This window comes from Pseudoflavitalea sp. G-6-1-2, assembly GCF_012927185.1.
In the GTDB taxonomy this organism is placed as follows: Bacteria; Bacteroidota; Bacteroidia; order Chitinophagales; family Chitinophagaceae; genus Pseudobacter.
This window is the reverse complement of the sequence record NZ_JABBGB010000003.1, coordinates 1404884-1430121: the sequence shown is the minus strand read 5'-3', so window position 1 is coordinate 1430121 and position 25238 is coordinate 1404884. Positions and strand designations below refer to the sequence as shown.

The window sequence follows — 25238 nt, the reverse complement described above, 5'->3', positions numbered from 1 at the left end:
ATACATCTCTGATACTTTAACGTCAAACATCACCCGCTTATGAGTAAAAAGCTCCGGCTGGTGGCGATAGCAATGCTATTGTCGCTCGGCTCCCTATTCGCGCAGGAAAAAACGGTCAAAGGAACCGTCTCCGGCGCAGATAACTCTCCGCTTCAGGGAGTTACGGTGTACAACGAAAGCACCAAAAAATCAACATTTACAAACGAAAAAGGGTACTACGCGATCTCGGCACAAGCCGGTCAGGTACTCACTTTTACGTTTGTAGGGTTTTCATCACAATCCATTCCGGTAAAAAATGAAGTGCTGAATGTGCAGCTCCTGTCTACCGACAAACAACTGGGAGAAGTAATCGTTACGGCTCACGGCATTAACCGTAACAAGAAGAGTCTCGGTTACTCCACTCCGGTAGTTGCAGGTGATGAGGTAGCACAAACGCAGCGCGAAAGCTTCGTGAATGGTCTGATGGGCCGCGTTCCGGGTCTTACGGTGAACTCCACTACAGGTAATCCGGGTGCATCATCACAGGTTATCCTTCGTGGTATCGTTTCACTCGATCAGGATAATACGCCACTGATAGTAATCGATGGATTACCTATCGACAACTCAATCATGAATGGCGGAACACTTGCCGGAAACCGTAACAACAGGGACCAGGATTTTTCCAACCGCTTTATCGACATTAATCCTGCCGACATTGAGAAATATACTATCCTGAAAGGACCTGAAGCCACTGCTTTGTATGGCAATATGGGAGCTTCGGGCGCCATCGTTATCACTACCAAAAAAGCAAAAGCTGGTCAGGGTGCCGTTACTTACAACAACTCATTCCGCTTTGAAAAGCAATTGAATTTCCCGGAAGTACAGCAAGTGTACAGTCAGGGTACAAGCAATGGCGTTTACAATGGAAATACAAGGTTGTATTTTGGTCCTAAGTATGCCGATGGGATGCAGATCTACGATAATATCCATCAGTTCTTCCAGACCAGTTTCAGCCAGAAACACAACCTGGCAATAGAAGGCGGAAACAGTGGTCTCAGTTATAGATGGTCCAACGAGTTTTCAGACAATACCGGTACCATCCCGAATACAAGCTACACAAGGTTTTCCTCGCGTTTATCTGCAACAGCCACCATCAATCCCATACTCTCGGTAAATACATCGCTGAACTATATCAACACCAGCAACAAGAAAGCCAATAAAGGAGACAGAGGATACCTGATGGGACTGTTGACCTTCCCTTCGAGATATGATGTGAATAACTGGCAGGATATTTATGGCAACCGCGTATTGAATACGGGTACTATTTTCACAGAAACGGACAATCCGTTCTGGGATGTATACAAAAATATCGGAGAAGACAAGGTAAACCGTTTTCTTGGAAACGGAACCATCACACTAAAGCCTACCAACTGGCTTACGGTTGCAGGTACTATTGGTGCAGACATCTCTACCACCAATGGCATGCTTGTATATCATGCCCAGTCTTACAAAGGCTCAGGTTCATCAGCCTCACCAACGGGAGGCCGCATTGAAACTTACCAGGCACTGAATAAGATCATCAATGGTGCATTGACAGCTACCGCGGTACATAACTTCGGCAAGTTCAACAATACTTATATCATTGGAACCAACTTCAATGATTACAATTTGAATACTACGGCACAGTTGGGTGAAAAAATGTATGATCCTAATTTCTATGACATCAACAACACACTTACCACTACTCAAAGAAATAAACACTCGGTAGAGCGTTTCAGACAGTTTGGTGTTTTTGCACAGTCAGTGCTCGGTTATCAGTCGCTTTTATATCTGACACTGACTGCACGTATGGATGCAGCTTCGCGGCTGATGAGCAATAACCCATACTTCTTCTACCCTGCTGCCAGTCTGGCTTTCAACTTTACAGACCTGGAGCAGTTTAAGAATATTTCATGGCTTTCATCAGGAAAGCTGCGGACCTCTTATGCATATACAGGTAAAGAGCCCAGACAATCTTACAAAACTGCTCCCTTTCTGGAACCTGCAAACAGTACCGGTGGTGGTTTCGCTTACAATATTACAAACGGCGGGAACGACAAGCTGAGAGTTGAATACTCCAGAAATATTGAAGCAGGCCTCGAAATGCAGTTCTTCAAAAACAGGCTGGGTTTCGATTTCACATGGTACAGACTGCACGCGATGAAGCAGATCATCAACCCCCGCCTGAGTTACGGAACGGGTTATGTTGTTAAGATCTTCAACGGTGGTGAACTGGTGAACAATGGTATTGAACTGCAATTGACAGGTTCTCCTATCAGCAAAAAAGATTTCACCTGGGACGTAACCGTGAACTTCACTAAAAACAAAGGAGTAATTAAAAAAGTGGCGGAAGAACTTCCTGAATATTACAGCTCCGATACCTGGCTGCAAGATGGTGTTCGCGCTTCGGTATTCCCCGGAAGAAGCACAGGGGCTATGGGCGGCTGGATACTCGAACGCAACAACAACGGCGATGTACTGATCAATCCTGCAAATGGTCTCCCTATTCTGAAAACCGGCGGTGATTTCTACTACATCGGAGACAGAACACCCGATTTTCAGATAGGTCTGGTAAACAAAATCTCGTACAAGAACTGGAGCCTGTCCATGCTGGTTGATCTGAGAAAAGGTGGAGACGTTTATAACGCTACACAATATACGCTGTATACCACCGGCCTAAGCACTAAAACACTCGACCGTGAAACACCACGTATTGTAAAAGGTGTGCTGAAAGATGGACTGGAAAACAGCAAGAACCCAACCCAGAATACCATTGTAGTTACACCGTACAACAACAGTGCATTCTACACCTCCACCACCAACGGTATTGCACCGGAAATGTTTGTTGAAAAAGATATCAATGCGTTTCGTGTAAGGGACATCACACTTTCGTACTACTTCACCAAAAAATCACTAGAGCGTGTAAAATGGCTGAAAGATCTCAGTCTCTTTGTTACCGCAACGGATGTTTTGCTGATCACCAACTACTCAGGCATCGATCCTGAAAGCAATGGAACAACACCTGCCACAGGCGGACTTGGCGGATTTGGAATTGATATTGGCAATATGGGTCGCCCTATTGGTATCAACTTCGGCATGCGTGTGAAACTTTAATCTATTCAGCAATTACAAAAGAACTGAATTATGAAAAAACTTAAATTCATCATACTGGCAGCTGGGCTGGCATCGACCATCACCAGTTGCAGGAAATGGTTGGATATTAACTTCAACCCAACTGTACCTTCTTACGGAAACGCTGAAGTAATGCTGCCTCCCATGCAGTTTCATATGGCCAATGGAACAGCCAACGACTATCGTTTTCTTTTCAAAACCATTCAGAACTGGGGCAGTCAGGCTGCGGACAACTTCTGGGAAGCACATGGCTATGAACCCGGAAACGATAATGGTGGTACCATCTGGAGAATGACCTATATCAACTTCGGTCCTAACATGGAGCAGATGATACAGGATGCTACTGCAAAAGGTAAATGGACTTACGCCGGCATCGGCTATGCGATGAAAGCGTGGGCGTATCAGCTCACTACAGATCTGCATGGTCCAATTATCCTCGATCAGGCTATGGATTCCACCCGCCTCTTCTTCAATTATCAGGAGCAAAATGAAGTGTATGCCAAGGTGCGCAAATGGTGTGATTCTTCTATCGCCTGCTTTACCCGCCAGGATGCCATCAATTACGATGATATCCTCAAAGGACCATCAGGTGATCAGCTTTACAAAGGCGACCGTGCCAAATGGAGGAAGTTTGTGTATGCTGTGCTGGCACAGCAATATAGCCACCTGAGAAATAAATCGCTCTTCCAAAGTCAGTATGCAGACAGTGTGGTGAAGTATGTAGATCTTTCTTTTGCCAATTCATCAGAAGATGCTACTGTTCCATTTGCAGCAACCTCTTCTGCTGACGGTAATGTGTTCTCACCAAACGGGCCTGCCAATCTGGTGAACATTACAACCACCGCAACACAGCAATACACAGGAAGAATTACTTCAACTATTGTGAACATGCTTACCGGCGGTGTTCGCGGAACACCCACTTTAAATCCGAAGAGCTCAGTGGATCCGAGACTGAGTCGCATGATGGCCTACAGCCCTCAGGACAGTGTGTACCGTGGTGTAGTGCCCACCTTCGGAGACCCGGCAACTGTGAAGCGTGTACCATTGGTATGGGGAGCAGTAAATGCCACTTCATGGGTAGGCAAGTATCTGTATTATCCCAACAGCCGCTACCCTATTCTCTCTTATGCTCAACTTCAGTTTGCAAAAGCGGAAGCGCTCTTTGTGAAAGGCGAAACAGGCAATGCACACCAGGCTTACCTGAATGGCATCAAGGGACATATGGATTTCGTGAACCTGTACGGAACTGCAGGCAATGGAGACAAGAAGATAACACAAGCAGAGATCGATGCTTACATGCTCAGTTCCGAAGTAGCTCAAACACCGGCAGAGCTCGGCATTTCTGACATCATGACTCAGAAATACATTGCACAATGGGGATGGGCAGGAATGGAAACCTTCTCCGACCTGAGAAAATACCATTACGACATCAATGTATTCAAACAACTGTACGCCTATTTACCCGAAGATATTGTTAGCGGAAATAAAGGAAAACTTTGCTACAGATTCAGACCCCGCTACAATTCAGAGTATGTATGGAATAAAGACGAGCTGGCAAAATGGGGGGGGCTCGATGTTGACTACAATACAAAGGAAACCTGGTCAAATCTTCCCTGATTAGTAATTACAAAAACATTTCGCATGAAAAAGGTAATCTATTCTTCATTGGCTTTGCTGGCAGGCGTACTGATGGTCGCCTCCTGCAAAAAGAATGAAATAAAATATGGCGATTTCGATCTGGTGGGCGCCAACCAGGCACTCTTTAAAGTGAACTTTTTGTCGCAGTACAAAACCAATCCATCGGTAGTATTCAGTATCGATGGTAAGAGAGTGAACAATCCTATTACAGCCCGTACACCGTTCCCCGGTGGCGGTCTTAACACTGGTGGAGGCTCAACAGCCAATTACATGGTGTTCAATTCTGGTACGTATAATTTCTCGGTGATCATTCCATCGAAACTCACCAATGAAGATTCGCTGGTACTTTACAAAACAAGCATTAGTCTCGAAGGAGGAAAATATCAGACACTGCATATTACGGATACTGCAATCACCAATGGACAAGACAATACTTTCAGCACAATGGTAACTGATGATCTGAACAGACCAGACACCAGCACTGTCAGATACAGATTCGTTAACCTCATGCCCAACTCACCGGCCCTGAATCTCTATTACGATTCAACACTGGTGGCAGAGAATGTAGCATACAAAGAGACGAAGATATTTACCAAACCAGCCAGTCTGGTTGCTGCTAAAGCCGGATGGTGGGTAAGAGCTACAGGTGTAACAACAGGCGCCGCACTGGTTACCTATACTACTGAAGCAGGCGTGATAAGTTCACAGGCGAACCAACGGGTGTTTACTTTGTTTACATCGGGGTATCTGGGGCTGGCGTCTCCTGATACGAGAAGACCGTACCTGAGTTTCGTGTTTAATTTATAGGAAGATATTCGTTCCGGGTTAGATCATTTCCGGAAGGGGTTACATGAGAAAAGAAAATGGCGTTCCAATTGATTTGGAACGCCATTTTTATGATGTTTTCAGAAACGAATCAGCGAGATCCGCCTGGCAATTTAAACTCTAAGTTCTCAGGAAGTTTGCCAGGCAGCCCAATAAAAGGGTATGCACCAGAAGCTTCATAAGTAGTAAGAATACCGAAACTATCTCTGACTGCCCAAATTACAAAATCATCATTTTCTGAAGTCTTTTGAGGAAGACTTTGTTTCCCATCTTTGCATAAAGGCAGAAAATAGTGCTCCACACCTGAATACACATTGAACTCAACTTCAGAAGCCAACACTTTATTGACGGGATATTGATGATTTAGCGCATCCTCCTTTTTTGTAAGAGCTCCTTTTCCCGTGTATATGATTAAGTCATACTCATGGGGAGATGTTTTATCAATATACAATCCGTAATCTGCGTTTTTTGATCCGTTCACTTTTACAAAGGAATCCAACAACGCTTTTATTTCAGCTCGGGGTTCCAATAATCCACAGGCAGGCGCTTCGGCAGTTTGCCTGCAAGAGACAAGAAGAATAGCAAGGCCAATTAGTAGATGCTGCTTTTTCATTTATTAACAAGTTTCAATATAAGATCTTTATTCTGCTTTGCAAATTGCCTGAGATTCTCTGAATTGGGCAAACTTTGAATGCTTTGGCCATTTATTTTCTGCATGTCCTTAGACATACTGCTAAAATGAACAACCTGATATTTATAAGCAGCAGATTTCCCGGATGGGTTTGGTGCTGCTACAATAAAGCTGATAGGGGCTGGCGTTTTATTCCCTTTCTTCAATTGAATAACAAATACAGGTTTGTAAGGCGTTTGAGAAGAAGCAAACCCAAGATCTCCATAACCACCTGCGGCATATGTACTTGGAGGGCTTCCATCAGGATGCGTGTGTACAGTAGCAGTTGTATTATATTCTTTTCCTGAACCATCCACTATATTTCCATTTTTGGCACTGTACCCGTAGTCTGCCAAACTAACTGTAGAATTATTGTTTTTGTAATCGGGCAAAACAAGCGTACCGTTATCAGTCATAGCAGCCATTGATTCATTACCGGTTTGCTCACTTCGGGCAATCATTCTCGAATATGCGCTTGATTCATTTGCATACATAATGCTTCCGTCTTTTCGATAGTCTTCTGTGACTTTCCCTTTTTTGTCTTTCACCTGATGTGTAACCCCCACATATTTTTCTCCTTCCTTTAGTTTGGTATCCTTATTTACATTTGGGTCAAATTGATACATTCCGTTTTTATCAGTAAACCAATCCATTCCTGTAGGATCCATAATTATAACAGGATTATTGGCGCAATAATTATACGGTGTCCATGCATTGTACTTAAAAGAATTAGGATCTGTCTGTAAAAATCTTCCAATCTGGTGATCATACGTTCTTGCATTGAAGTCGTACAACTCTAATCCGCTTCCATCTGCAAATTCTTTAGACTGTAATTCTTTCCCGGTAATGCCATATTTATTATCCGGCGCATTGTTCAGAGCCTTTGAACTGATCCCTGCCATCGTTAGTCCGAATGGATAAAAATGGGTTTCTTCAGCAATCTTTCCTGACCTGTGTTCAACAATCAGGTCATTGAAGAATACATTCCAGTTCTTGCTTTCATTACTTGTATAAATGTACAGATAACCATTCTTTGTAATTGTCATTTCCTTTGAATGTGCCTGTAAAGTATTGGGCTGATTCGCCTGACTGTAGCTACTGGCATTATCGCCAACCGGTTTGAATTGCTCATCAAACAATATCCAGTTCAGGTAGGCTTTGGGAGTGGATGGGGGAAGTGATTCCTGCCCCTGACGGAATGAGCTGAGTCCTAATCCCAATGGACTGCCTGAGTTCGTAAGTTGCTCCAGTGTTCCTTTGGAAGTGCCCACTGCTCCTACCAAACCATTGGCAAGTGATGCAATAAGTTCTTCGATATTGTTATCCCCTGCAGTATGTACTCCGGGTTTGTAAAAACTCTTCACAAAGAGGCTGACCTCATCATTCTTCATTACTTTAAGAACTATGCCAGGGCCAAATTTCCTGCCAGGCGTTCCATCCAGTTGCGCAACAAAATTGTTGGGGTTAGTGATCATTACATCATTATCCGGGTAGCAATCGGGCGTAGCAACCGCTGTTGTGCCTATGTTACTGAACAAGAGGTTTTCCTTTGTTCTGAAATCAGTTTCCAGGGTAGCTGCATACCTTGTTGTATCTTTTTGCTCGGTAAGCACCATTCGAATATTACTAAGATGGTCTTTCAGAAAATAGTCATAATTATATTCCATTGCATTATCCCCTTTAACAAAATAATGCTTTGCATAACGTAAGCGCCCTTCTTCATGGTTGATAAACTGCAATACATCATTTTCATAAACCATGTTGCCCAGGTACAAAGTGGTAGTAGTTTTATTATTCTGCGTTTTATCGATTACTGTTTTGGACAGTTTCACACCTGCCGCATCATAAGCATATCTGATCGTTCCTTTTTCAGATCCATCTGAATTTCGAACAGAAATAGTTTCAGGCAGATTAAGGATATTATATTCGATGCCATTGGTATTGGCATCACCAATATCCTTGTTCAGGTCTTTTTTCAAATTGCCGTTAGCATCGTACGTATAGTCAGTGGCCGATTGAAGTTTGTTCTGATTGAAGGTACTCATGTAACGGGCTGAACTCCGGAAGTCGCCCAATGTGGTTTTTGAATCATTGTTTGCATCAATTACATTTTGCAGGCGGTTACTCTTATCGTAATAGTTGTATTGCAAATGATCGATCAATGCACCACGTTCAAGCGTTTTCCAACCATACTGTTTTATTGTCAGGATATTGCCATTGGCGTCATAACTGAGATTTTCTACGCTGAAATTTAATCCATCAGGCTTGGTAAAATCTCCACCGGCCAGTTGTTTGAAATCTGCTCCGGTGAGTCTGTTCGCCGCATCATAAGTATAGTCATACCTTCGAACCTCATTATCACCCACGCTTCGCCAGGTAACTCCACTGATATTACCATTGAACTGCTGAACCTCATAATTCTTATCACTTATCGGAGTTGGCTTTTTGTCGTATCCCAGATCGTAGCCAAAGTAGCCGGTATTTCCACCATCCTTTACAAAAGTGCGATTCACTCCTAAAAGCCAGCCCCGGATATTATATGAATGCACGAGGTCAGCAATACCCCCTCCGATTTTTTTGCTTTGAATCTGCCCAACAAGGTTATACTTGTGTTGCACAATCTCCTGCTTTGCTTTATTGACGGAAACGCCAGCAATATCACTCTGAACTGTTTTATCTACTGTCAACACACGCCATAAGTGATCATAAGTATTGCTGGTAACAATGGTATGAGTTTGTTCATTGGCACCCTTCTTCTGTTGCTGCTGTACGGTTACAAGAGGAACGCCTGACCAGCTGAACTGAGTTGTTAGCACATCAATCCCGGTTGTGATATTTTGAGATCTCGTCTGAGTCAATTGACCATCTTCATCATAGAAATTAACTGAATAATTAAATTGCACAGACTGATCGTTTGTCAGAATTTTAGTTTTCCCTCCTGTAGTCAACCCCATTACCTGGCTTGAAGCAGCTACTGGTTTAGGGCAGGGAAATGAAGTACCGGGGATGTAAAAATTTGTATTAATACTGCTTACATCAAATGTTTTGAGGTTAGTGCTCAATGAGCTGGCCCACTCATAGTTATCATAATACTGAACTGTCAATACATTGAGCGTAACACCGACAGGAATGGGATTGCGGTTGACGGCTGCACCTTCAATGAGTGCAGGTGTTTCATCAGAGTTTCCATTTCCATTGATGATTTCAAAAGACAGTTCTGCATTAGCGGCAGACTCAAAATTATTTTCCAGGGAAATGGAGTTAGTAGCATAAAAGATGCCGGAGGCAGTGATACTATTTAAAATAAGATCTGCTGTTACACCTGAAGTTCCTCCGGATGCAGAGGAGGTTTGCGCGGTAACCAGGGTCTGGAGTTGTTCCTTTGTACCGCTATAAGTGATAAGACCTGTAATTACAGGGCGGTTGAGAACATCAAAAAGTGTAGTCATCCATTGACTTGAACTGCGCATATTGGCATCCTGCTCAAATACCAACCGATCGCGGGAATCATATATCATATAGGACTCTTCTGTTCCCGGCATTTTTTTGATCACCGGGAGTTGACGACCGTTATAGGTATATTGAAAACACTGTTCTTTCAATATGGTTGGATCTGTTAACAGCCAGTTGCTGCTGATCAACTCTACTCCTTTTGGTTGGAGTACACAGCGCAGGTTGCCAACATCATCATACATATAATAGGTACTTAGCCAACCCGCATAACCCTGCCCGGCACCAGTATCATCAGTGGCGGTGAGTTGAATTTTACGTAAAATTATTTTGCCTTCTTTGTCTTTGAACTCGATGAGCTGTTTGCCATGCTCATCCACCAGTACTGTTTTGTACAAGCTACCGGGAACATAGTCTCCACTCACACTGTAGCTGGCCAGTCCACCTGCGTTCTCTGTCACTGTCCATATCTTCACTGCATCGATTGCTGTGTTGATCCAGTATTTTGTAGTAGCTCCGATGCCTGCTCCCACCCAATTATTCCCGGCAGCCAATACTTTTTCCGGGCGGTTGAGCGGAGAAGCTTCAAACTGCGTTCTGGAATAATAGAAAGTTTCTCCTTCGTATTGCTGTGCAGCAAAAGCTGCCTGATGCTGAAAAGGGTTGATTTTAAAACTACCATTGCTCTGAGCTGCTAGACCACCAACGGCAGTTGCTGCATAAGGCATGTATTTGAACTCCTCTCTGCCAAATGCGTCGTATTCCACCGGGCTAACCAGGTCCACCGGATTATGATCCGTTTGCATGGCTCCTTCTTTGACAACAGTTTGCAGTGGCCTCCCCAGACCATCAAAATAGGCCGTGGTCTGCACTACATCAGACAAAGGCCTTGTGACCAATAAGGCGGGGTCCTGCACAGGTGCTCTCGCATCCCAAGTTCGCACATAGTTGATCCTGGCACCAGCAGGATAATTGATTGGAACAGGCCGCGGAGTTTGTGATTTTGAAACAAATGGAAAAAATAAAACCAGTAAGAACTGATAAAGTAAAAATCTGCGCATTCGAGGTAATTAGGGGTTGCTCACTAAGAATTTCTCCTGGTGACATATAAAAGTGCCGGGGCTGGCTCTAACAGTAATGAACAAATGTACAACAACATCACTAAATCAAATATTACGATTTTGATTGCCAGCTTTCATCATCATCATCATACATAGCATCTACACCCATGCTTTCCCAGCACAGATGCATAATAAATAATCGCAATAAAATTGGATGCTAACTACTCCACGGCCAGTTGTACGCAATCAATATCGCCGTGATAATCCCCGCCAGATCCGCTATCAGCGAAGCAGGTATCGCATACCGCGTTTTTTTGATGCCCACCGATCCGAAATAAAGCGCCACTATGTAGAAGGTTGTATCGGCAGATCCCTGAAACAAACAGCTCAGTCTTCCGATGAATGAATCCGGACCATTTACTTTCATCGCATCGATCATCATTGCGCGTGAACCGCTTCCGCTGAACGGACGCATCAACGCCGTTGGCAAGGCTTCCACCCATGCAGTATCGAAACCGAGTGCAGTCACCAGCCATTTCATGCCATTTACGATGATGTCGAATACTCCGCAATTGCGCAGCACGCTGATGGCAACGAGCATTCCTACGAGATACGGTATGATCTTAACCGCCACATCAAACCCCTGCTTCGCTCCTTCGATGAATGAATCGTATACATGCACTTTCTTCCACATCCCTCCCAGTATCATTACTACAAAGAACAGCATTATCAATCCATTGCTGATGATATTGGAGAAAGCTGTTGCAGATTCGTTGCTGAGATAATAACGCAGAAAATAACCGAGGCTGCCGAGAATGATAGAACCGATCGCGCCCACAAGAATGATCATTCTCCACTGCTTGAAATTGAATTTCTGCCAAAGAGCCGTAACACAGATAGCTACCATTGTTGCCACAAATGTGCAGATGATGGCAGGTACAAATATCTCTGTAGGATTATTCGATTTGAGGATGGCCCGCTGCGCGATGATGGCCACGGGTATGATGGTGAGTCCCGATGCATGCAGCACCATGAACATGATCTGTGAATTGGAAGCTGTATCCGGATTAGGATTGGATTTCTGCAGGCTCTCCATCGATTTCAATCCGAATGGCGTGGCCGCATTATCGAGCCCCAGCAGGTTTGCGGAAAAGTTCATCATCATATGCCCCATTGCCGGATCGTTCTTGGGCAATTCGGGAAAGAGTTTGCTGAAGAATGGACCAACTATCCGGCTCAGGAAACGGATGGCTCCTGCCTTCTCTCCCACATTCATGAATCCGAGAAAGAGCGCCATTACACCGATCAGTCCGATCGAAATGGTAACTCCTGTATTGGCCGATTCGAATACGCCATCCATAATGTGTTTGAACACTTCTGTGTCGCCCATCAACAACCTGATCAGTGCCACTACAAATGCAATCAGGAAGAATGCGATCCAGAGAAAGTTTAATACCATTGCCGGAGATTTGTTGTTTACGGTTTTAAGGGAGGGCCGGAACGGCCTGATGGCTGATTCCGGAATTATGGCCTAAGATAGCAGAAACTACAGTAATGTAACCATTTAGCGTATGGAAAATGTAAAATCAATGGTATACTGTATCTTTGCGGGCGCAAAAACAGCAAATTTATTATCATGGGTTTAAAAGCAGGTATCGTAGGACTACCGAACGTAGGGAAATCAACCCTCTTCAATGCAGTGAGCAACAGCGCAAAAGCGCAGGCCAGCAACTATCGTTTCTGTACTATCGAGCCGAATATTGGCCTGGTGGATGTACCGGATAGCCGCCTCAGCAAACTGGCAGAACTGGTAGTTCCGGACAGGATCGTTCCTACTCAGATCGAGATCGTTGATATAGCCGGACTGGTGCGTGGCGCCAGCAAAGGCGAAGGTCTTGGAAACAAGTTCCTCGGCAATATCCGTGAAGTGGATGCCATCATTCACGTAATCCGCTGCTTTGAAGACGAGAACGTTCTCCGCGATGAGGGCGCCATCAACCCTGTAAGCGACAAAGAGATCATCGATACGGAGCTTCAGCTGAAAGACCTGGAGAGTGTAGATAAGAAGATCCAGCGAACTGAGAAGATGGCCCGCACCGACCCCAAAATGAAAGCAGAGCTCGAAGTATTGCTTCGCTGCAAAGCGCATCTCGAACAAGGCAAGAGCATCCGCGGCCTCGATCTTTCCAAAGAAGACAAAGCTGCCGTTGCTGATCTCTTCCTCCTCACAGAAAAACCTGTACTCTACGTAGCTAACGTGGATGAAGCCAGCATGCATACCGGCAACAAATTCTCCGAAGCGCTCAAAGCTTCCGTTGCCAATGAAAATGCACAGGTGATTATCATGAACAACAATATCGAAGCGCAGATCGCAGAAATGGAAGATCCTGCAGACCGCGAACTGTTCATGGAAGAATATAAAATGACGGAGCCCGCACTGAACAGGTTGATCCGTTCTACCTATAAACTGCTCAACCTCTACACCTATTTCACAGCCGGCGTGCAGGAAGTAAGAGCCTGGACTATCCATGAAGGATGGAAAGCGCCACAGGCTGCCAGCGTGATCCACACCGATTTTGAGAAAGGATTCATCAAGGCAGAAGTGATCGGGTACGACGATTATATTCAGTTCGGATCAGAATCTGCTGCCCGTGATGCAGGAAAGCTCCGCATCGAAGGCAAAGAATACATCGTGAAAGATGGAGATGTAATGCATTTCCGTTTCAACGTATAACATCATTTTCAGTCCCTGAAAAAATAGCAAACCCCGGACCATCCGGGGTTTTTCTTTAAAAAGAAGTTAAAACCTGCCATAATCTGCCAGTTTCAATAATTTATCGGCAGGAACCGGTATTTTTTGGACAGCTTTCTTTTAATTGCGCTTTATCTTTAGCAACTTTGCCGCGCATGCAACGAGGTGCCCCGGATTTGTGATCATAAATTTTGATAATATATTATTTTTTTGCAATCAGTAAACATGAACAAAAAATTCCTTGCTCTATCAGCCGTTGCCCTATCAGCCCTGATCCTGAACAGCTGTGATAAAAATGGTTCCGGAACAAAGACACCTCCTCCGACTCCTTTATCACCTACAGTAGTGGCGTCTGTCAGCGGTCGTATTACTGATGAACTGGGCAATCCGCTCGCGGGAGCAGCTGTAAAAGCAGGAGAAAAATCAGGTGTTACCGATGCAAACGGAAATTTCCGTCTGGCCGATGCTACGCTCGCCAGAAATGGCGGAGTGGTTACCGTAACCAAAGACAATTACCTCTTAGGAAAAAGAACATACATTGTAGATTCGGCGAGTGAGAATTTCGTGAGCCTGCAAATGATCAAAAAAGCAACGCCCGCCACTTTCAGCGCTCAGGCCGGAGCTACGCTTCCATTGGGTGGCACTGCTACAATTGAGTTCCCTGCCAACAGCATCATCAATGCCGCCACAGGTGCAGCTTATACCGGAACAGTGTCGTTTATTGCGCAGCTGATCGATGTTTCATCGGCAGACTTCCCTAAATACATTCCCGGCACTTTAACTGGTGCTACTACTTCGGGTGCTATTTTCGGAACCCTGCCTTACACCATGATGTACACATCACTTACAGGCAGTGCCGGAGAGCAACTGCAGGTTAAACCAGAAACACCTGCCAGCATGTATTTTCCTTTTGCTTCGGAAGCATTTCCCGATCTGCCGGCCGCATTCTCCATGTCGCAGCTGAACGATTCTACCGGCATGTGGCAGGAAGCCGGCGTTGCCATTAAAGATTATGCCAGCTCAAAATTCATCGGTAAAGTAACTAAGTTCTCTTACTGGGAGCTGCATCATAAATTCACTATCGTACAATACAAAGCATTGGTGAATATGGGCAATAACTCTTCTGATGTAGTGCCTTTTGCATATACTACCGTTACCTATACCGGAGAAGACGTCACCAACACGTATGTGAGCTATGCCGACAAAACCGGTAAACTGAGAACCTACATTCCATATGCCACTCCTGCAACGCTGAAAGTATATACCAATACAGGTACACTGCTGAAAGAAAAAACTATCGGGCCACTCTATAGCAACCCTGTTGTGGTAGATACCCTCAACATTCCGCATTAATCAGATATTAAATATTTGCAAAGAGGCCGCTATATGCGGCCTCTTTGCTTTTGTTGACATCTCCGGAAATCTTCGGTTACCCCTAAGGGTTTTCACCTAGGAAACAACGAATTGATACAGAAAATTTCACAAAGCAGCGAAAGTTGCAGAGGTTTGCATTCCAGCCCAATATCTTAATTTAATACCCCTTGTATGAAACGCAAGAATTTTGTTCTTACAGCGATGGCCGCATCATTGCTCGTATTTGCGAGTTGTAAAAAAGACGCAGCTCCTCCTCAGGAAGAAAACAGCAATCCTAAACCTGTAACAGAACTCACTCCCACTCCCGGCAACATCAATTTCACTGTAAAACAAAAGAACCTGGCTGTTCCTAATGCAAAGATCAGATGGTACTACACAGAAAGTGGAAATGCTATGAAAGATTCAGTTGTTACAGATTCCAACGGATTTGTGAATGCAAACATCCCTGTGAACACCGCCACAAGGCTGGAGATCATCAGTCATTGCGGCATTATGTTGTACGAAAGAGGCTTCGGTCCTTTTGCACAAGGGCAAACCGTTGATACCACTATCGCGGTAATGGCGAATACCCCCACCTGTGAAACCACTCCTCCGGATCAGTATTTCATTTTCAGGGTCAATGGTGTGCATTACAGAATGGTAACCCCTACAGATAATTTTGGTTTCTGGTGGGAACCCATGATGGAGATGGGTGAATATGCATTTTCCATGGCAAGTGATCCGTCTGTTACAGTAAGAATTTCTACCTATTCCGGTGGATCATTCGGGAATATCATGGGCATCACCTTTGGCAGTGCTGATCTTGCTTCTTACCCGGATGAATTTTCGTTTGTCCCCACCACTCCAGGATATATGGAAGGCAAGCTGGTACAACAGCTCGATCACCTGATGCCATCCGAACTGGATCCTGATACTGGCTACAAGATCCCATGCTGGTTCAAGGTTAAGAGAGGTGCAACACCTCCTCCACCCGATCCCGAATGGTAAACACATTCAATAAAAAATGGCGGCAGAATCATCTGCCGCCATTTCTATTTTCAGAGAACCGTTACTAGAAGATATTGTATCCAAATGAAACATAGTACAGTCCGCCAATCTCAGGATTACCGAGTGCGCTCACATAGTACTTGTTCAGGAGGTTAGATGCGCCGAGTTTAACCATGCTGCGGATAGCAGGGAACTTGTAGCTAACCTGTGCATCCAGTGTGCTGTATGCAGGGATCTGGCTGGAAGCAAATGTTCCTTCCCAATCCACTTTATCCTGCCAGCGGAACAGTACATTGAAGCCCCAGTTTCCGTTGTTGATGCCGTCGTTGCCAAAACCAATATTGTAACGCACTTTCGGTGTATTGAAGAAAGTAACAAAACCGGTTGGCACGTCATTCAGCTGATCGCCGGAAACGTTTGCTTTGATACTGTAGCGTTGTGGAAGCTGATAATCGAAACCGATACCCCATCCGATGGCTTTCACTTTCTGGAAGCTGTTCTCAGGATAAGAGAAGTTATCGGTAGTAAGCGGGTTGGCAATACTTCCTCCGGGGGTTGCACGGCCTACCGCTCTGCGGCCAATGAAATCTTTGTACTCGCAGTAATACACATACGCATCGATCAGCAATCTTTTGGTAGGCAGACCGCGATAACCGAACTCATAAGAGTTGGCCGTCTCAGGTTTCAGCGGAGCAAAAGGCGCTTTCTCCAATGCCGGTGGTGTTTGTCCGGCTGCGATCGCTGCACGATACGCACCAATGCTTTCTGCAGTATATGCCGGGTTAGATCCAAACTGGAAATAATCGAGGAAGGAAGGCAGACCGCCGATCAGTCGGGCACCCGGTGTTTTCAGGTTGATATACTGATCTTGTGTTGAAGGAAAACGATAAGCGTTCTGATAAGACAGACGCAGGTTATTATCCTTCGCCACCTGGATCAGTGCCGTTACTCTTGGAGTGAATCGGCCGTCGAAATTCTTGCTCTTGTCGTAACGACCGCTGGCTGTGAGTTTCAGCACATCGTTGAAGAGTTTTTTGGCTACCTGAACGTATCCGCCATATTCACCGATCTTGATGGTACCTGCGGTATCAACGAAAATGGTTCCGTTTGAATTCAGATGATAAGAACGGTAGTTGGCTCCCACGATCAGTTCAAATACTTTAATATGTTCAGAGAAGTTGTATTGACCTTCTACATGGTACAGCGATGATTTATCCGCGAATTTAGCGCCACCATCATTGATATTGGTGTTGATGGCTTTATCGAATGCCTGCTGAAACTGAGGTGTACCGGGCTCATATCTTCCTGTTTCAGCAGCTGTTCTTGCTGCAATATGCGCCTGTGCATCGGGGGCGCCTGCCAATCTTGCTCCTGAGTAGGTAGCAGAATATTGGGCGAACCAGTTGCCATTGGGCTTCCATGCATTGTTTATTGCCAGCGCTGCTGTTGTTGCAGTATAGGAGTCGCCTGAGTTTTCCTGCGTGGTGTATCCGCGCACAAACCAGTTGCGGCCTTTCACTTCAACTTTGTACTGGCCGAGTTTGAAGTTCTTCAATGCATAACGGTCAGCACCGGTGTAAACAGTGGTACCAGTTCCCCAGTATGCCACCAGTGATGCTTCCACATCGTTGGTGATCTTGTAGTACAGACCACCATTCAGTCTTACGCTGTATGAGTTGTAATCGACAATATCTTTTTCTGCATACCCTGTACGGCTTACTACCTGTTGGCCATAAAAGCCTTGTGTGAGGCCATTGGCCAGCAGTTTCAGCGGAGTAAGTGCGGGGTCGGCTGCAGTTGCATAAAAGCCTACGATCTCATTCTGTGTAGGAGGGCGGCCCAATTGACCGGACAGATATGTGATTACACCAGGCAGCGATGAGTTGGCCGGACCAAAGATCCCTGCCTGTGCGATGCCCGCCATGCTGGCGCTTGCTTCATCACCATATACATTGATGCCATCATAATTATTATCTGACTTGCGGTCGCCGGGTTTCACCGAACTAAGCACGTTGTTTCGGTTCAGATTGCGGTAGTCCTGCGCCTGCCAGTCTTTGGCCTGGATAAACTGTCCACCTATCTTGAATGCAAATTTCTCCGATACTTTCTTGCCCCAGCGGAAGGCCCAGTCGTAGTAAGGAGCCGCGTTGCGCTGTTTGCCATCGGTATGCATAATGCCCTGCTTTATCTGAAAGCTGAGGCCCTGGTATTTGAACGGATTCTTGCTGTTCATCAGCAAAGTACCGTTGGTACCACCCGGACCGTAGAGCGCAGAGGAAGCGCCCTGAAGCAGTTCCACATTGTCTACATCCAGTTCGGTTGGTCCAAGAATGATGCCCACCGCAAAGTTGAGCGCTGGTGCCTGGTTATCCATTCCATCTACCAGCTGATTGAAACGAAGGTTTCCGCTCCCGTTGAATCCACGGGTGCTCACGGTATTGAAAGTAATGGAAGAAGTTGTCATGTCAACCCCTTTCAGATTGGCAATGCCCTGATAGAAGTTGGGAGCGGCGGATGCCCGCACATTGGCTGCGCTCATTCTTTCAACCGATACGGGCGATTCGAGTATTCTTTCAGCAACACGGCTGGCAGAAACCACTACTTCGGCGCCGAGTGCAGAAGCAGGATCGAATTTTACCTCTACAGGGGCAGACGCATCGGTAACGGTCACTTCCTGCGTAGCAAATCCGATGGATGAAAATACAAGTACAAAGGGAGGAGCTTTAGGACTGATGATGCGGAAATTTCCACGTTCATCGGTGAAGCTGCCGGTAGTAGTGCCTTTGATCACCACAGACACAGCAGGAACAATTTCTTTATTCAGGCTGTTTTTGACAGATCCGGTTACAGTATAGGTTTGCTGGGCTTCCAAAGCGGTCGGGAGGGTAAAAAAGGATAAGACCGCCAGGAAAAAAAACATTCTTCTCATAATGGCAGATTTGGTGAGCGTATTGTACCTGAAAATAACAATTGTATTCATCAATTGAAAATTTTATTTATGAATTATTCATGGCCGGATGTTAATATCTATTGTATTTTCGCCCCCATGAAATCGTACGAATTCCAAGGTCAGACAAAGTTTTACAAAGGAAAGGTCCGTGATGTGTATACGATCAATGATCAACTACTCGTGATGGTTGCATCGGACAGGATCTCTGCATTCGATGTTATTCTTCCGAGACCCATCCCATACAAAGGACAGGTGTTGAATCAGATCGCTGCGTGGATGCTCAATGCCACGAAGGATATTTGTCCCAACTGGCTGCTCGAAGTACCTGCCCCCAATGTATCCATCGGCAAAAAATGCGTACCCTTCAAGATCGAAATGGTGGTGAGAGGAAATCTTACCGGCCATGCCTGGAGAACCTACAGCAGCGGTCAACGTATGCTCTGTGGTGTTGAAATGCCGGAAGGAATGAAGGAAAACGACTTCTTCCCCACTCCCATCATCACCCCATCTACCAAGGCAGATGAAGGCCATGATGAAGATATCTCCAAAGAAGAGATCATCGCCAAAGGCATCGCAACCGAAACAGAATGGAAACAGCTCAGCGACTACGCTTTGCAGTTATTCGCAAGAGGAAAGGAAATTGCCGCCCAAAGAGGACTGATTCTCGTAGACACCAAATATGAATTCGGTAAGATCGGCGATACCATCTATCTGATGGATGAGATCCATACTCCCGATTCCAGCCGTTACTTCTATGCATCTGGTTTCGAAGCGCGCCAGCAAACCGGCGAACGCCAGAAACAACTCAGCAAAGAGTTCGTCCGCGAATGGCTGATCGCTAACAATTTCATGGGTAAAGAAGGACAAACAGTACCTGAAATGCCCGACGACTGGATCAACACCATTTCAAAACGCTACATCGAGCTGTACGAGCAGGTGATCGGAGAAAAATTCATTCCCGGCAATCTGAGCGAAGCGGCTACATTCGAAAAAGTAGCGGAATCACTGGCTAAGTATTAACAAAAGATATATGCACAGATAAAAGGTTGCAGGTAACACTGCAACCTTTTTTTATTATTTTGTGGGTTTCCAGCCAGCATTAATTTTCAAATTCAGATGGAAAAAGGAATTTCCTCCATCATCAAACTCAACGATACCAGCATGGTGCTTGAAACTATTATGGAGATAGAATCAGGCGACCCAAAAGCGAAGATGACAATGAAATTCACAAGGAAAAACTGATTTCAAACAAGCTGCATCCCAAAAGATGCAGCCTACTGGTTGAGTTTAGATGTTAACCTCATAAGATCATTCATGAGAAACCTGCACCTGATATTCCTGCTGTTTATAGCTTTAATGGCAGCTTCTTTTCAAAAGGAAAATTCTATTAATGCTAAACTTATCGGCACATGGAAATTCAGCAATTTTATTTTCCCGAAAGAAGTTAAGAATGCAGCTAAAACGAATGCCAAAGCCAAACTATCCTACCAATCATTGAGGTACATTTTTGATGCAAAATTTGTAACCTCTAAAATTCAAAAAGACGGCAAAACAGAATCAGAGAAAAATACCTATAAATTACTAAATAACGGGAAGCAGCTTCAAATAGGGAAACTTACTTTCGATGTAAGCATGCCGACTGATACTGAATTGATTTTATCAGGAACGGGAATTCCAGCAGTGAGGTTAATAAAACTACCGTGAATCGCTTCCCTTCGTTTTGCAGCCATTGAAATGATGCTTAATTTAGGAATATGAAAAATCTACTGGCCAGTATTCTGTTTCTCCTCCTTGCTCTGAAAGGCTTTTCGCAAACGCAGTACCTGCTCGTTGGCACCTACACGCAAGGCAAAGGTGAAGGCATCTACGTGTACAAATTCGATCAGAAATCGGGCAAACTCACGCAGCATAGCAAGGTAGTGACCAACAACCCTTCCTATCTCGAAGTATCGCCCGACCAGAAATTCGTGTATGCGGTGCATGAAGAGCCTAAAGATCAGGCCCAGGTAAGCGCTTATGCCTTCGATAAAACCAAAGGCACTTTGCGCCTGATCAATCAGCAGCCTACCAATGGCGCCCATCCCTGTTATGTTTCGGTAGACAAAACCGGCAAATGGGTGGCAGTAGGCAATTACTCCGGCGGCAGTTTCTCTGTGTATCACGTGAATGCAGATGGCGGCCTGCAACCTGCAGCAAAAACCATCCGGCATTATGGCTGGGGCGCCGATAAAAAAAGACAAGGCAGCCCACACGTACACTCAACTGTTTTCTCTCCTGATAACAAATTCCTGATTGTTCAGGATCTTGGTGTAGACAAGATCTTCACCTACGCGTTCTCTGCTGACACTGGTGTTTCCGATTCGGCCATTGCATTTACAGCTACCAGCGCCGGCAGCGGCCCCCGGCATCTGGTATTCCATCCGAGAAAAGACATCGCTTATTTAATGGAAGAAATGAGTGGCGATATCGTAACCTTCCGTTACAATACGGGCCGCTTCAATCCTATTCAGAATGTATCTGCATTACCGGAAGATTACAATGGAGATATCGGAAGCGCCGATATTCATGTTTCCCCCGACGGCAAATTTGTGTATGGTTCCAACCGTGGGCAATCGAATGATATCGCCATCTTCAGAACAGAAGATCCTACGGGCATGCTCAGGCATGTTGCCAATGAACCCGCGCAAGGTACCGGCACCAGAAATTTCACGATTCACCCTTCAGGAAATTACCTGCTGGCTGCATACCAGACTTCAGATAAAATTGTAGTGTATAAAAGAAATAAGAAAACAGGAACACTCACTTTACTGCAACAATCAGTAGAAGTTGGCAATCCCGTTTGTCTGAAATGGATTCAGTAATTAGAATAAGATCATTGCATAAAAAACGGCCTGAGCAAAATTGTTCAGGCCGTTTGTATTTTGATTAGTTCCTATTACTTGTCCGAGTGCTCTCCTTCTTCTTTGTTGATTTCGTCGAGACGCGGGCGCAGCCTTGATCTCGACTTATTGAACGTCTGTCCCTTGCTCACTCCTTTACGTGCTTCTTTCTGTACTTCTTCCGGCAGTTGCACCACTTCGTGGCAGGCATCACTGCAGGTGCCTTTGTATTTTGCTGCGCATTCCTCACATTGAATAAAGAGCAGGTGACATCCTTCGTTGGAGCAGTTCACATGCGTATCGGCAGGCTTGCCGCACTGGTGGCATTTGGAAATGATATCTTCCGTGATGCGCTCCCCCATTCTGTTATCGAACACGAAATTCTTGCCGATGAATTTGCTGTCGAGCCCCAGCTCTTTGATCTGTTGTGCATAATTGATGATGCCTCCTTCGAGATGGAATACATTATCGAATCCATTATGCAGCATGTACGCACTGGCTTTTTCGCAGCGGATGCCACCGGTGCAGTACATCACGATGTTCTTATCTTTCTTTTCCTTCAGCATATCCACTGCCATGGGCAATTGCTCACGGAATGTATCACTGGGCACTTCCACGGCATTTTCAAAATGCCCCACTTCAAATTCGTAGTGATTGCGCATATCCACCACAATGGTCTCCGGATCTTTCAGCAACTCGTTCATGCGTGCTGCGGAAACATATTTTCCCTTGTTGCGCATATCGAAACTGGCATCTTCGATACCGTCGGCTACGATCTTGGGGCGTACTTTGATCTTGAGTACCCAGAAAGATTTGCCATCATCATCCACTGCAATATTCAACCGCAGGCCGTTGAGGTGCGGTAACGAATACAGGTGTGCTTTGAACGCTTCAAAGTTGCCGGAGGGTACGCTGATCTGTGCGTTGATCCCTTCATTGGCCACATAGATGCGCCCGAACACTTTGAGTTCTTTCAACGCTTTGTACAGTTCGTCGCGGAAAAGCTGCGGATCTTCGATGGGGAAGTACTCGTAGAACGAAATGGTAGTGCGGGGTTCAGTCTCCTGATACAATAATTCTTTCAGCTCCTTCTGGGAGACACGGTTGTGCAGTAATGCCATTTTTTTAAAATTTTGTGACCGTTTGCGTGACAGTCAAAATTTTGAAACAGGGCAAAGATACAACATCGCTGTTAAACCTCCCGTGGCCGGAGGAGCTGATAGATTCCACAAATCGGACCGTTATGCACAAGTAATTCCAGAAATATGCACGTCGGCATTATTCCTGAAAGTTTTTGATATATTCGTAAAGATCATTTTCCTCCCTGCTCCCGTAGCCGTTTGGCATCGATTGTTTCAAATACCCACGTCTATTTTTTACAACACCACTTGTTGCTGTTCATTCACGAGAATGAATCTTAAAATCCATTGCTATGAACATCGCTCAACAAGCCAGAACACTTGCTGCAAAGCTGCGTATGACGGGTACGGAAGACCTGCAGGATCAGGAGCTCATCAAACGCATCACCACCGTTAACACATTATGCATTACATTTTCGGTAGCGCTCTTTCTGGTGCTTTGCACCATCGCCATGCCTACCAGATGGGAATCTGCCCTGATGCTGCCCATGGTAGTTGAACTGGTGCTGAACAATCTGGTGCTGGTGGCCAATCATTACAGGCAATATTCCCTCGCCGCTGTTTGGTTGTTTCTGCTGCAATGCGCTGCCATCATGTATTTCGGTAATCTGCTGGGCAGCGCCGTGCAATTGCAGTTTGCAGTGGTGTACCTCATTGCAGTGGTGTACCTGGTTTTTCCGACAAGGCTCGAAAGAAGGTTCTGCATCGCCTGCGCATTCATCGCACTGCTGTTTCTCGAACTGAATTACTACAATGCCATGCCTGCCGTTCTGGAAATGGATAAGAACACTACCCTGCTCATACACTCCGTGGTTATCATCAGCGTGTTTGGTGTATTGATGGTGATCTGCAGGCCCTATGTGATGAGCAACGACGTTCATACTGCCATCATCAAAGCAGACCACTACAAAAAAGTATATCTCTATCAGGTAACGCACGATCTCAAAACTCCGCTGCATGTAATGACCATCGCCGCATCTCTCATCAAACAGGAGCTGAAGAAAAAGCATCCGCATAAAAAAGTGGACGACCTGCTGGAACAGTTGCAGGCAGCCGGCATCAGCGCCAATACGCTCGTGAACAATGTGCTCACCATGGCCGAGATCGAAGCAGGAAAAATGGAAACACCCGAAGCCGGCACTTTCATTGTGCGGGAATTCTTCAACAATATCGTGCACGTGCACAAAGTGATTTCCGGTACGCGCAATATCAAACTGAAACTGCAAATCGATCACAGACTGCCCGATCTCATCATCAGCGATTCTCTGAAGCTCAATCAGATCGCCACCAACCTATTGTCGAACGCTATACACTACGCATACAGAAACACTACAGTAGAAATGGAAGTGGTTCGCGTGAACGATACCATGCAGATCCGCGTAAGCAACCACGGACAGGGCATTTCGCAGGAAGTGCAGGAACATCTGTTCAATCCCTTCGTTACCGGAGGCAATAAACACCGCAAGGGAACCGGGCTCGGACTCTACATCGTAAAAACCAAAGTGGCATCGATGGGTGGACAAATACGGGTTTGCTCCGAGCCCGGTGCTATCACCACTTTCACGGTTACCTTACCACTGCTCGAAGGAGCACATCCCGAAGACATGCAGGCGCTGCCTGCTGCCAAACAGAACAGCGAGCTGCATCATACGCATGTGCTCCTGGCCGGACCGTTGCAGCAGCCTCACGGGCTGCTGAACCTTCCCGAAACCATGGGATGCCGCGTGAGCCGCGCTTCCGACGGCAATGAAGTACTGGCCATGGTAAGCAATGATGTGCCCGATGTGATCATCATCGATCATCATCTGGCCGCCATCCGTGCAGAAGAAGTATTGCAAAGATTGAAGAAGAATGCAGTGCTGAAAGCCATTCCTGTGCTGGTAACTTCGGAAGAAGACAACAACGAACCTTCTGCCAGCCTGTTGGCCGCAGGGGCAGATGGCATCATCGGCGACCGGTTCAATTATCGCCAGTTGTACCAGGCACTCACACCATTTTTACATACGGAAGAAAATGTATCAGCGTTTGCGGATGTAGCTGCCCGTTAGTGCAGCAAAACCCGCTACCAATCCACCAATTATTGCCGATACCAGTACCAGCAAAACGGAAGATCCGCCCAGCGGGAAGATCTCAGCCAGCTTGCCTGAAAGGATATGCAGGTTTCTGATATCGATCCAGATGGCCATGCATCCCCATAACAGAAATATGGCGAGGAAGCCTGTAAGCCAGCTCCTGAAAGGCGATTGATGTATCAGCACCGTTACCAGCAAAGCTGCGGGTGCAATGCTCCACCAGGGCAGGTAAAGCCCGGCAGTAAAACTCAGCAACGCTGTAATGAGAATGGAGATAATGAGTTTCATAAT

16 protein-coding genes are annotated in these 25238 nt (G+C 45.6%); 10 read left to right on the top strand and 6 right to left on the bottom strand.

The window, feature by feature from the left end; all coding sequences use genetic code 11:
• Nucleotides 1-39 precede the first annotated feature (39 nt).
• From HHL16_RS23120 to HHL16_RS23110, 3 genes are read left to right on the top strand one after another with little or no spacing between them, the layout of a single operon-like run.
• Nucleotides 40-3132 (top strand): SusC/RagA family TonB-linked outer membrane protein, encoded by a 3093-nt coding sequence (locus HHL16_RS23120; protein WP_169427702.1) that lies wholly within the window; start codon nt 40-42, stop codon nt 3130-3132.
• A 30-nt stretch (nt 3133-3162) separates the two neighbouring features.
• The gene (locus HHL16_RS23115; protein WP_169427701.1) at nt 3163-4767 is read left to right on the top strand and encodes a SusD/RagB family nutrient-binding outer membrane lipoprotein; all 1605 of its coding nucleotides are present in this window, start codon (nt 3163-3165) and stop codon (nt 4765-4767) included.
• Between the two features lie 24 nt (nt 4768-4791).
• Nucleotides 4792-5595 (top strand): DUF4397 domain-containing protein, encoded by an 804-nt coding sequence (locus HHL16_RS23110; RefSeq protein ID WP_169427700.1) that lies wholly within the window; start codon nt 4792-4794, stop codon nt 5593-5595.
• A gap of 109 nt (nt 5596-5704) precedes the next feature.
• Here the strand turns inward: HHL16_RS23110 and HHL16_RS23105 are convergent, their stop codons facing one another.
• The 3 genes from HHL16_RS23105 to HHL16_RS23095 form a co-directional block, all read right to left on the bottom strand.
• Nucleotides 5705-6226: a hypothetical protein gene (locus tag HHL16_RS23105; RefSeq protein ID WP_169427699.1), complete on the bottom strand. Its 522-nt coding sequence runs from the start codon at nt 6224-6226 to the stop codon at nt 5705-5707.
• Nucleotides 6223-10794 carry a DUF6443 domain-containing protein gene (locus tag HHL16_RS23100; RefSeq protein ID WP_206022543.1) on the bottom strand — a complete coding sequence of 1524 codons (4572 nt, stop codon included), beginning with the start codon at nt 10792-10794 and terminating at the stop codon, nt 6223-6225. The genes HHL16_RS23105 and HHL16_RS23100 overlap by 4 nt, the downstream gene beginning before the upstream one ends.
• A 217-nt stretch (nt 10795-11011) precedes the next feature.
• A complete protein-coding gene (locus tag HHL16_RS23095) occupies nt 11012-12253 on the bottom strand; it encodes a spore maturation protein (RefSeq protein ID WP_169427697.1) in 1242 nt (413 codons plus the stop codon).
• A 177-nt stretch (nt 12254-12430) separates the two neighbouring features.
• Here HHL16_RS23095 and ychF point away from each other — a divergent pair, with 177 nt between their 5' ends.
• The 3 genes from ychF (at nt 12431) to HHL16_RS23080 (ending at nt 15907) form a co-directional block, all read left to right on the top strand.
• Complete coding sequence (gene ychF, locus HHL16_RS23090; protein WP_169427696.1) at nt 12431-13528, top strand: redox-regulated ATPase YchF; 1098 nt, start codon at nt 12431-12433, stop codon at nt 13526-13528.
• 243 nt (nt 13529-13771) lie between these two features.
• Nucleotides 13772-14899, top strand: coding sequence for a carboxypeptidase-like regulatory domain-containing protein (locus tag HHL16_RS23085; protein ID WP_169427695.1), 1128 nt, complete (start codon nt 13772-13774; stop codon nt 14897-14899).
• Between the two features lie 192 nt (nt 14900-15091).
• The gene (locus HHL16_RS23080) at nt 15092-15907 is read left to right on the top strand and encodes a hypothetical protein (protein WP_169427694.1); all 816 of its coding nucleotides are present in this window, start codon (nt 15092-15094) and stop codon (nt 15905-15907) included.
• 64 nt (nt 15908-15971) lie between these two features.
• Here HHL16_RS23080 and HHL16_RS23075 read toward each other — a convergent pair whose 3' ends face one another.
• On the bottom strand, nt 15972-18887 hold the full coding sequence (locus HHL16_RS23075) for a TonB-dependent receptor (protein ID WP_240966296.1): 2916 nt from the start codon (nt 18885-18887) through the stop codon (nt 15972-15974).
• A gap of 66 nt (nt 18888-18953) precedes the next feature.
• Here HHL16_RS23075 and HHL16_RS23070 point away from each other — a divergent pair, with 66 nt between their 5' ends.
• From HHL16_RS23070 to HHL16_RS23060, 3 genes are all read left to right on the top strand, one after another.
• Nucleotides 18954-19877, top strand: a complete 924-nt coding sequence (locus HHL16_RS23070) for a phosphoribosylaminoimidazolesuccinocarboxamide synthase (protein ID WP_169427693.1) — start codon at nt 18954-18956, stop codon at nt 19875-19877.
• Nucleotides 19878-20171: 294 nt separating this feature from the next.
• Nucleotides 20172-20561 (top strand): hypothetical protein, encoded by a 390-nt coding sequence (locus tag HHL16_RS23065; RefSeq protein ID WP_169427692.1) that lies wholly within the window; start codon nt 20172-20174, stop codon nt 20559-20561.
• Between the two features lie 50 nt (nt 20562-20611).
• Nucleotides 20612-21718, top strand: coding sequence for a lactonase family protein (locus HHL16_RS23060; protein WP_169427691.1), 1107 nt, complete (start codon nt 20612-20614; stop codon nt 21716-21718).
• Nucleotides 21719-21792: 74 nt separating this feature from the next.
• On the opposite strand, the gene HHL16_RS23055 is transcribed toward HHL16_RS23060, so the two are convergent.
• Complete coding sequence (locus HHL16_RS23055; RefSeq protein WP_169427690.1) at nt 21793-22857, bottom strand: rhodanese-related sulfurtransferase; 1065 nt, start codon at nt 22855-22857, stop codon at nt 21793-21795.
• Nucleotides 22858-23168: 311 nt separating this feature from the next.
• On the opposite strand from HHL16_RS23055, the gene HHL16_RS23050 reads away from it, so the two are divergent.
• Nucleotides 23169-24923: a hybrid sensor histidine kinase/response regulator gene (locus tag HHL16_RS23050; protein ID WP_169427689.1), complete on the top strand. Its 1755-nt coding sequence runs from the start codon at nt 23169-23171 to the stop codon at nt 24921-24923.
• On the opposite strand, the gene HHL16_RS23045 is transcribed toward HHL16_RS23050, so the two are convergent.
• A complete protein-coding gene (locus tag HHL16_RS23045; protein WP_169427688.1) occupies nt 24894-25235 on the bottom strand; it encodes a hypothetical protein in 342 nt (113 codons plus the stop codon). The genes HHL16_RS23050 and HHL16_RS23045 overlap by 30 nt on opposite strands.
• Nucleotides 25236-25238: the final 3 nt, after the last annotated feature.

Excerpts from the sequence above, each read along its gene's own strand:
- HHL16_RS23075 (WP_240966296.1), bottom strand. The coding sequence starts at position 18,887 with ATGAATACAATTGTTATTTTCAGGTACAATACGCTCACCAAATCTGCC.
- HHL16_RS23115 (WP_169427701.1), top strand. The coding sequence starts at position 3,163 with ATGAAAAAACTTAAATTCATCATACTGGCAGCTGGGCTGGCATCGACC.
- HHL16_RS23060 (WP_169427691.1), top strand. The coding sequence starts at position 20,612 with ATGAAAAATCTACTGGCCAGTATTCTGTTTCTCCTCCTTGCTCTGAAA.
- ychF (WP_169427696.1), top strand. The coding sequence starts at position 12,431 with ATGGGTTTAAAAGCAGGTATCGTAGGACTACCGAACGTAGGGAAATCA.
- HHL16_RS23045 (WP_169427688.1), bottom strand. The coding sequence starts at position 25,235 with ATGAAACTCATTATCTCCATTCTCATTACAGCGTTGCTGAGTTTTACT.
- HHL16_RS23100 (WP_206022543.1), bottom strand. The coding sequence starts at position 10,794 with ATGCGCAGATTTTTACTTTATCAGTTCTTACTGGTTTTATTTTTTCCA.
- HHL16_RS23105 (WP_169427699.1), bottom strand. The coding sequence starts at position 6,226 with ATGAAAAAGCAGCATCTACTAATTGGCCTTGCTATTCTTCTTGTCTCT.
- HHL16_RS23055 (WP_169427690.1), bottom strand. The coding sequence starts at position 22,857 with ATGGCATTACTGCACAACCGTGTCTCCCAGAAGGAGCTGAAAGAATTA.
- HHL16_RS23110 (WP_169427700.1), top strand. The coding sequence starts at position 4,792 with ATGAAAAAGGTAATCTATTCTTCATTGGCTTTGCTGGCAGGCGTACTG.
- HHL16_RS23120 (WP_169427702.1), top strand. The coding sequence starts at position 40 with ATGAGTAAAAAGCTCCGGCTGGTGGCGATAGCAATGCTATTGTCGCTC.
- HHL16_RS23080 (WP_169427694.1), top strand. The coding sequence starts at position 15,092 with ATGAAACGCAAGAATTTTGTTCTTACAGCGATGGCCGCATCATTGCTC.
- HHL16_RS23070 (WP_169427693.1), top strand. The coding sequence starts at position 18,954 with ATGAAATCGTACGAATTCCAAGGTCAGACAAAGTTTTACAAAGGAAAG.
- HHL16_RS23050 (WP_169427689.1), top strand. The coding sequence starts at position 23,169 with ATGAACATCGCTCAACAAGCCAGAACACTTGCTGCAAAGCTGCGTATG.
- HHL16_RS23095 (WP_169427697.1), bottom strand. The coding sequence starts at position 12,253 with ATGGTATTAAACTTTCTCTGGATCGCATTCTTCCTGATTGCATTTGTA.
- HHL16_RS23085 (WP_169427695.1), top strand. The coding sequence starts at position 13,772 with ATGAACAAAAAATTCCTTGCTCTATCAGCCGTTGCCCTATCAGCCCTG.
- HHL16_RS23065 (WP_169427692.1), top strand. The coding sequence starts at position 20,172 with ATGAGAAACCTGCACCTGATATTCCTGCTGTTTATAGCTTTAATGGCA.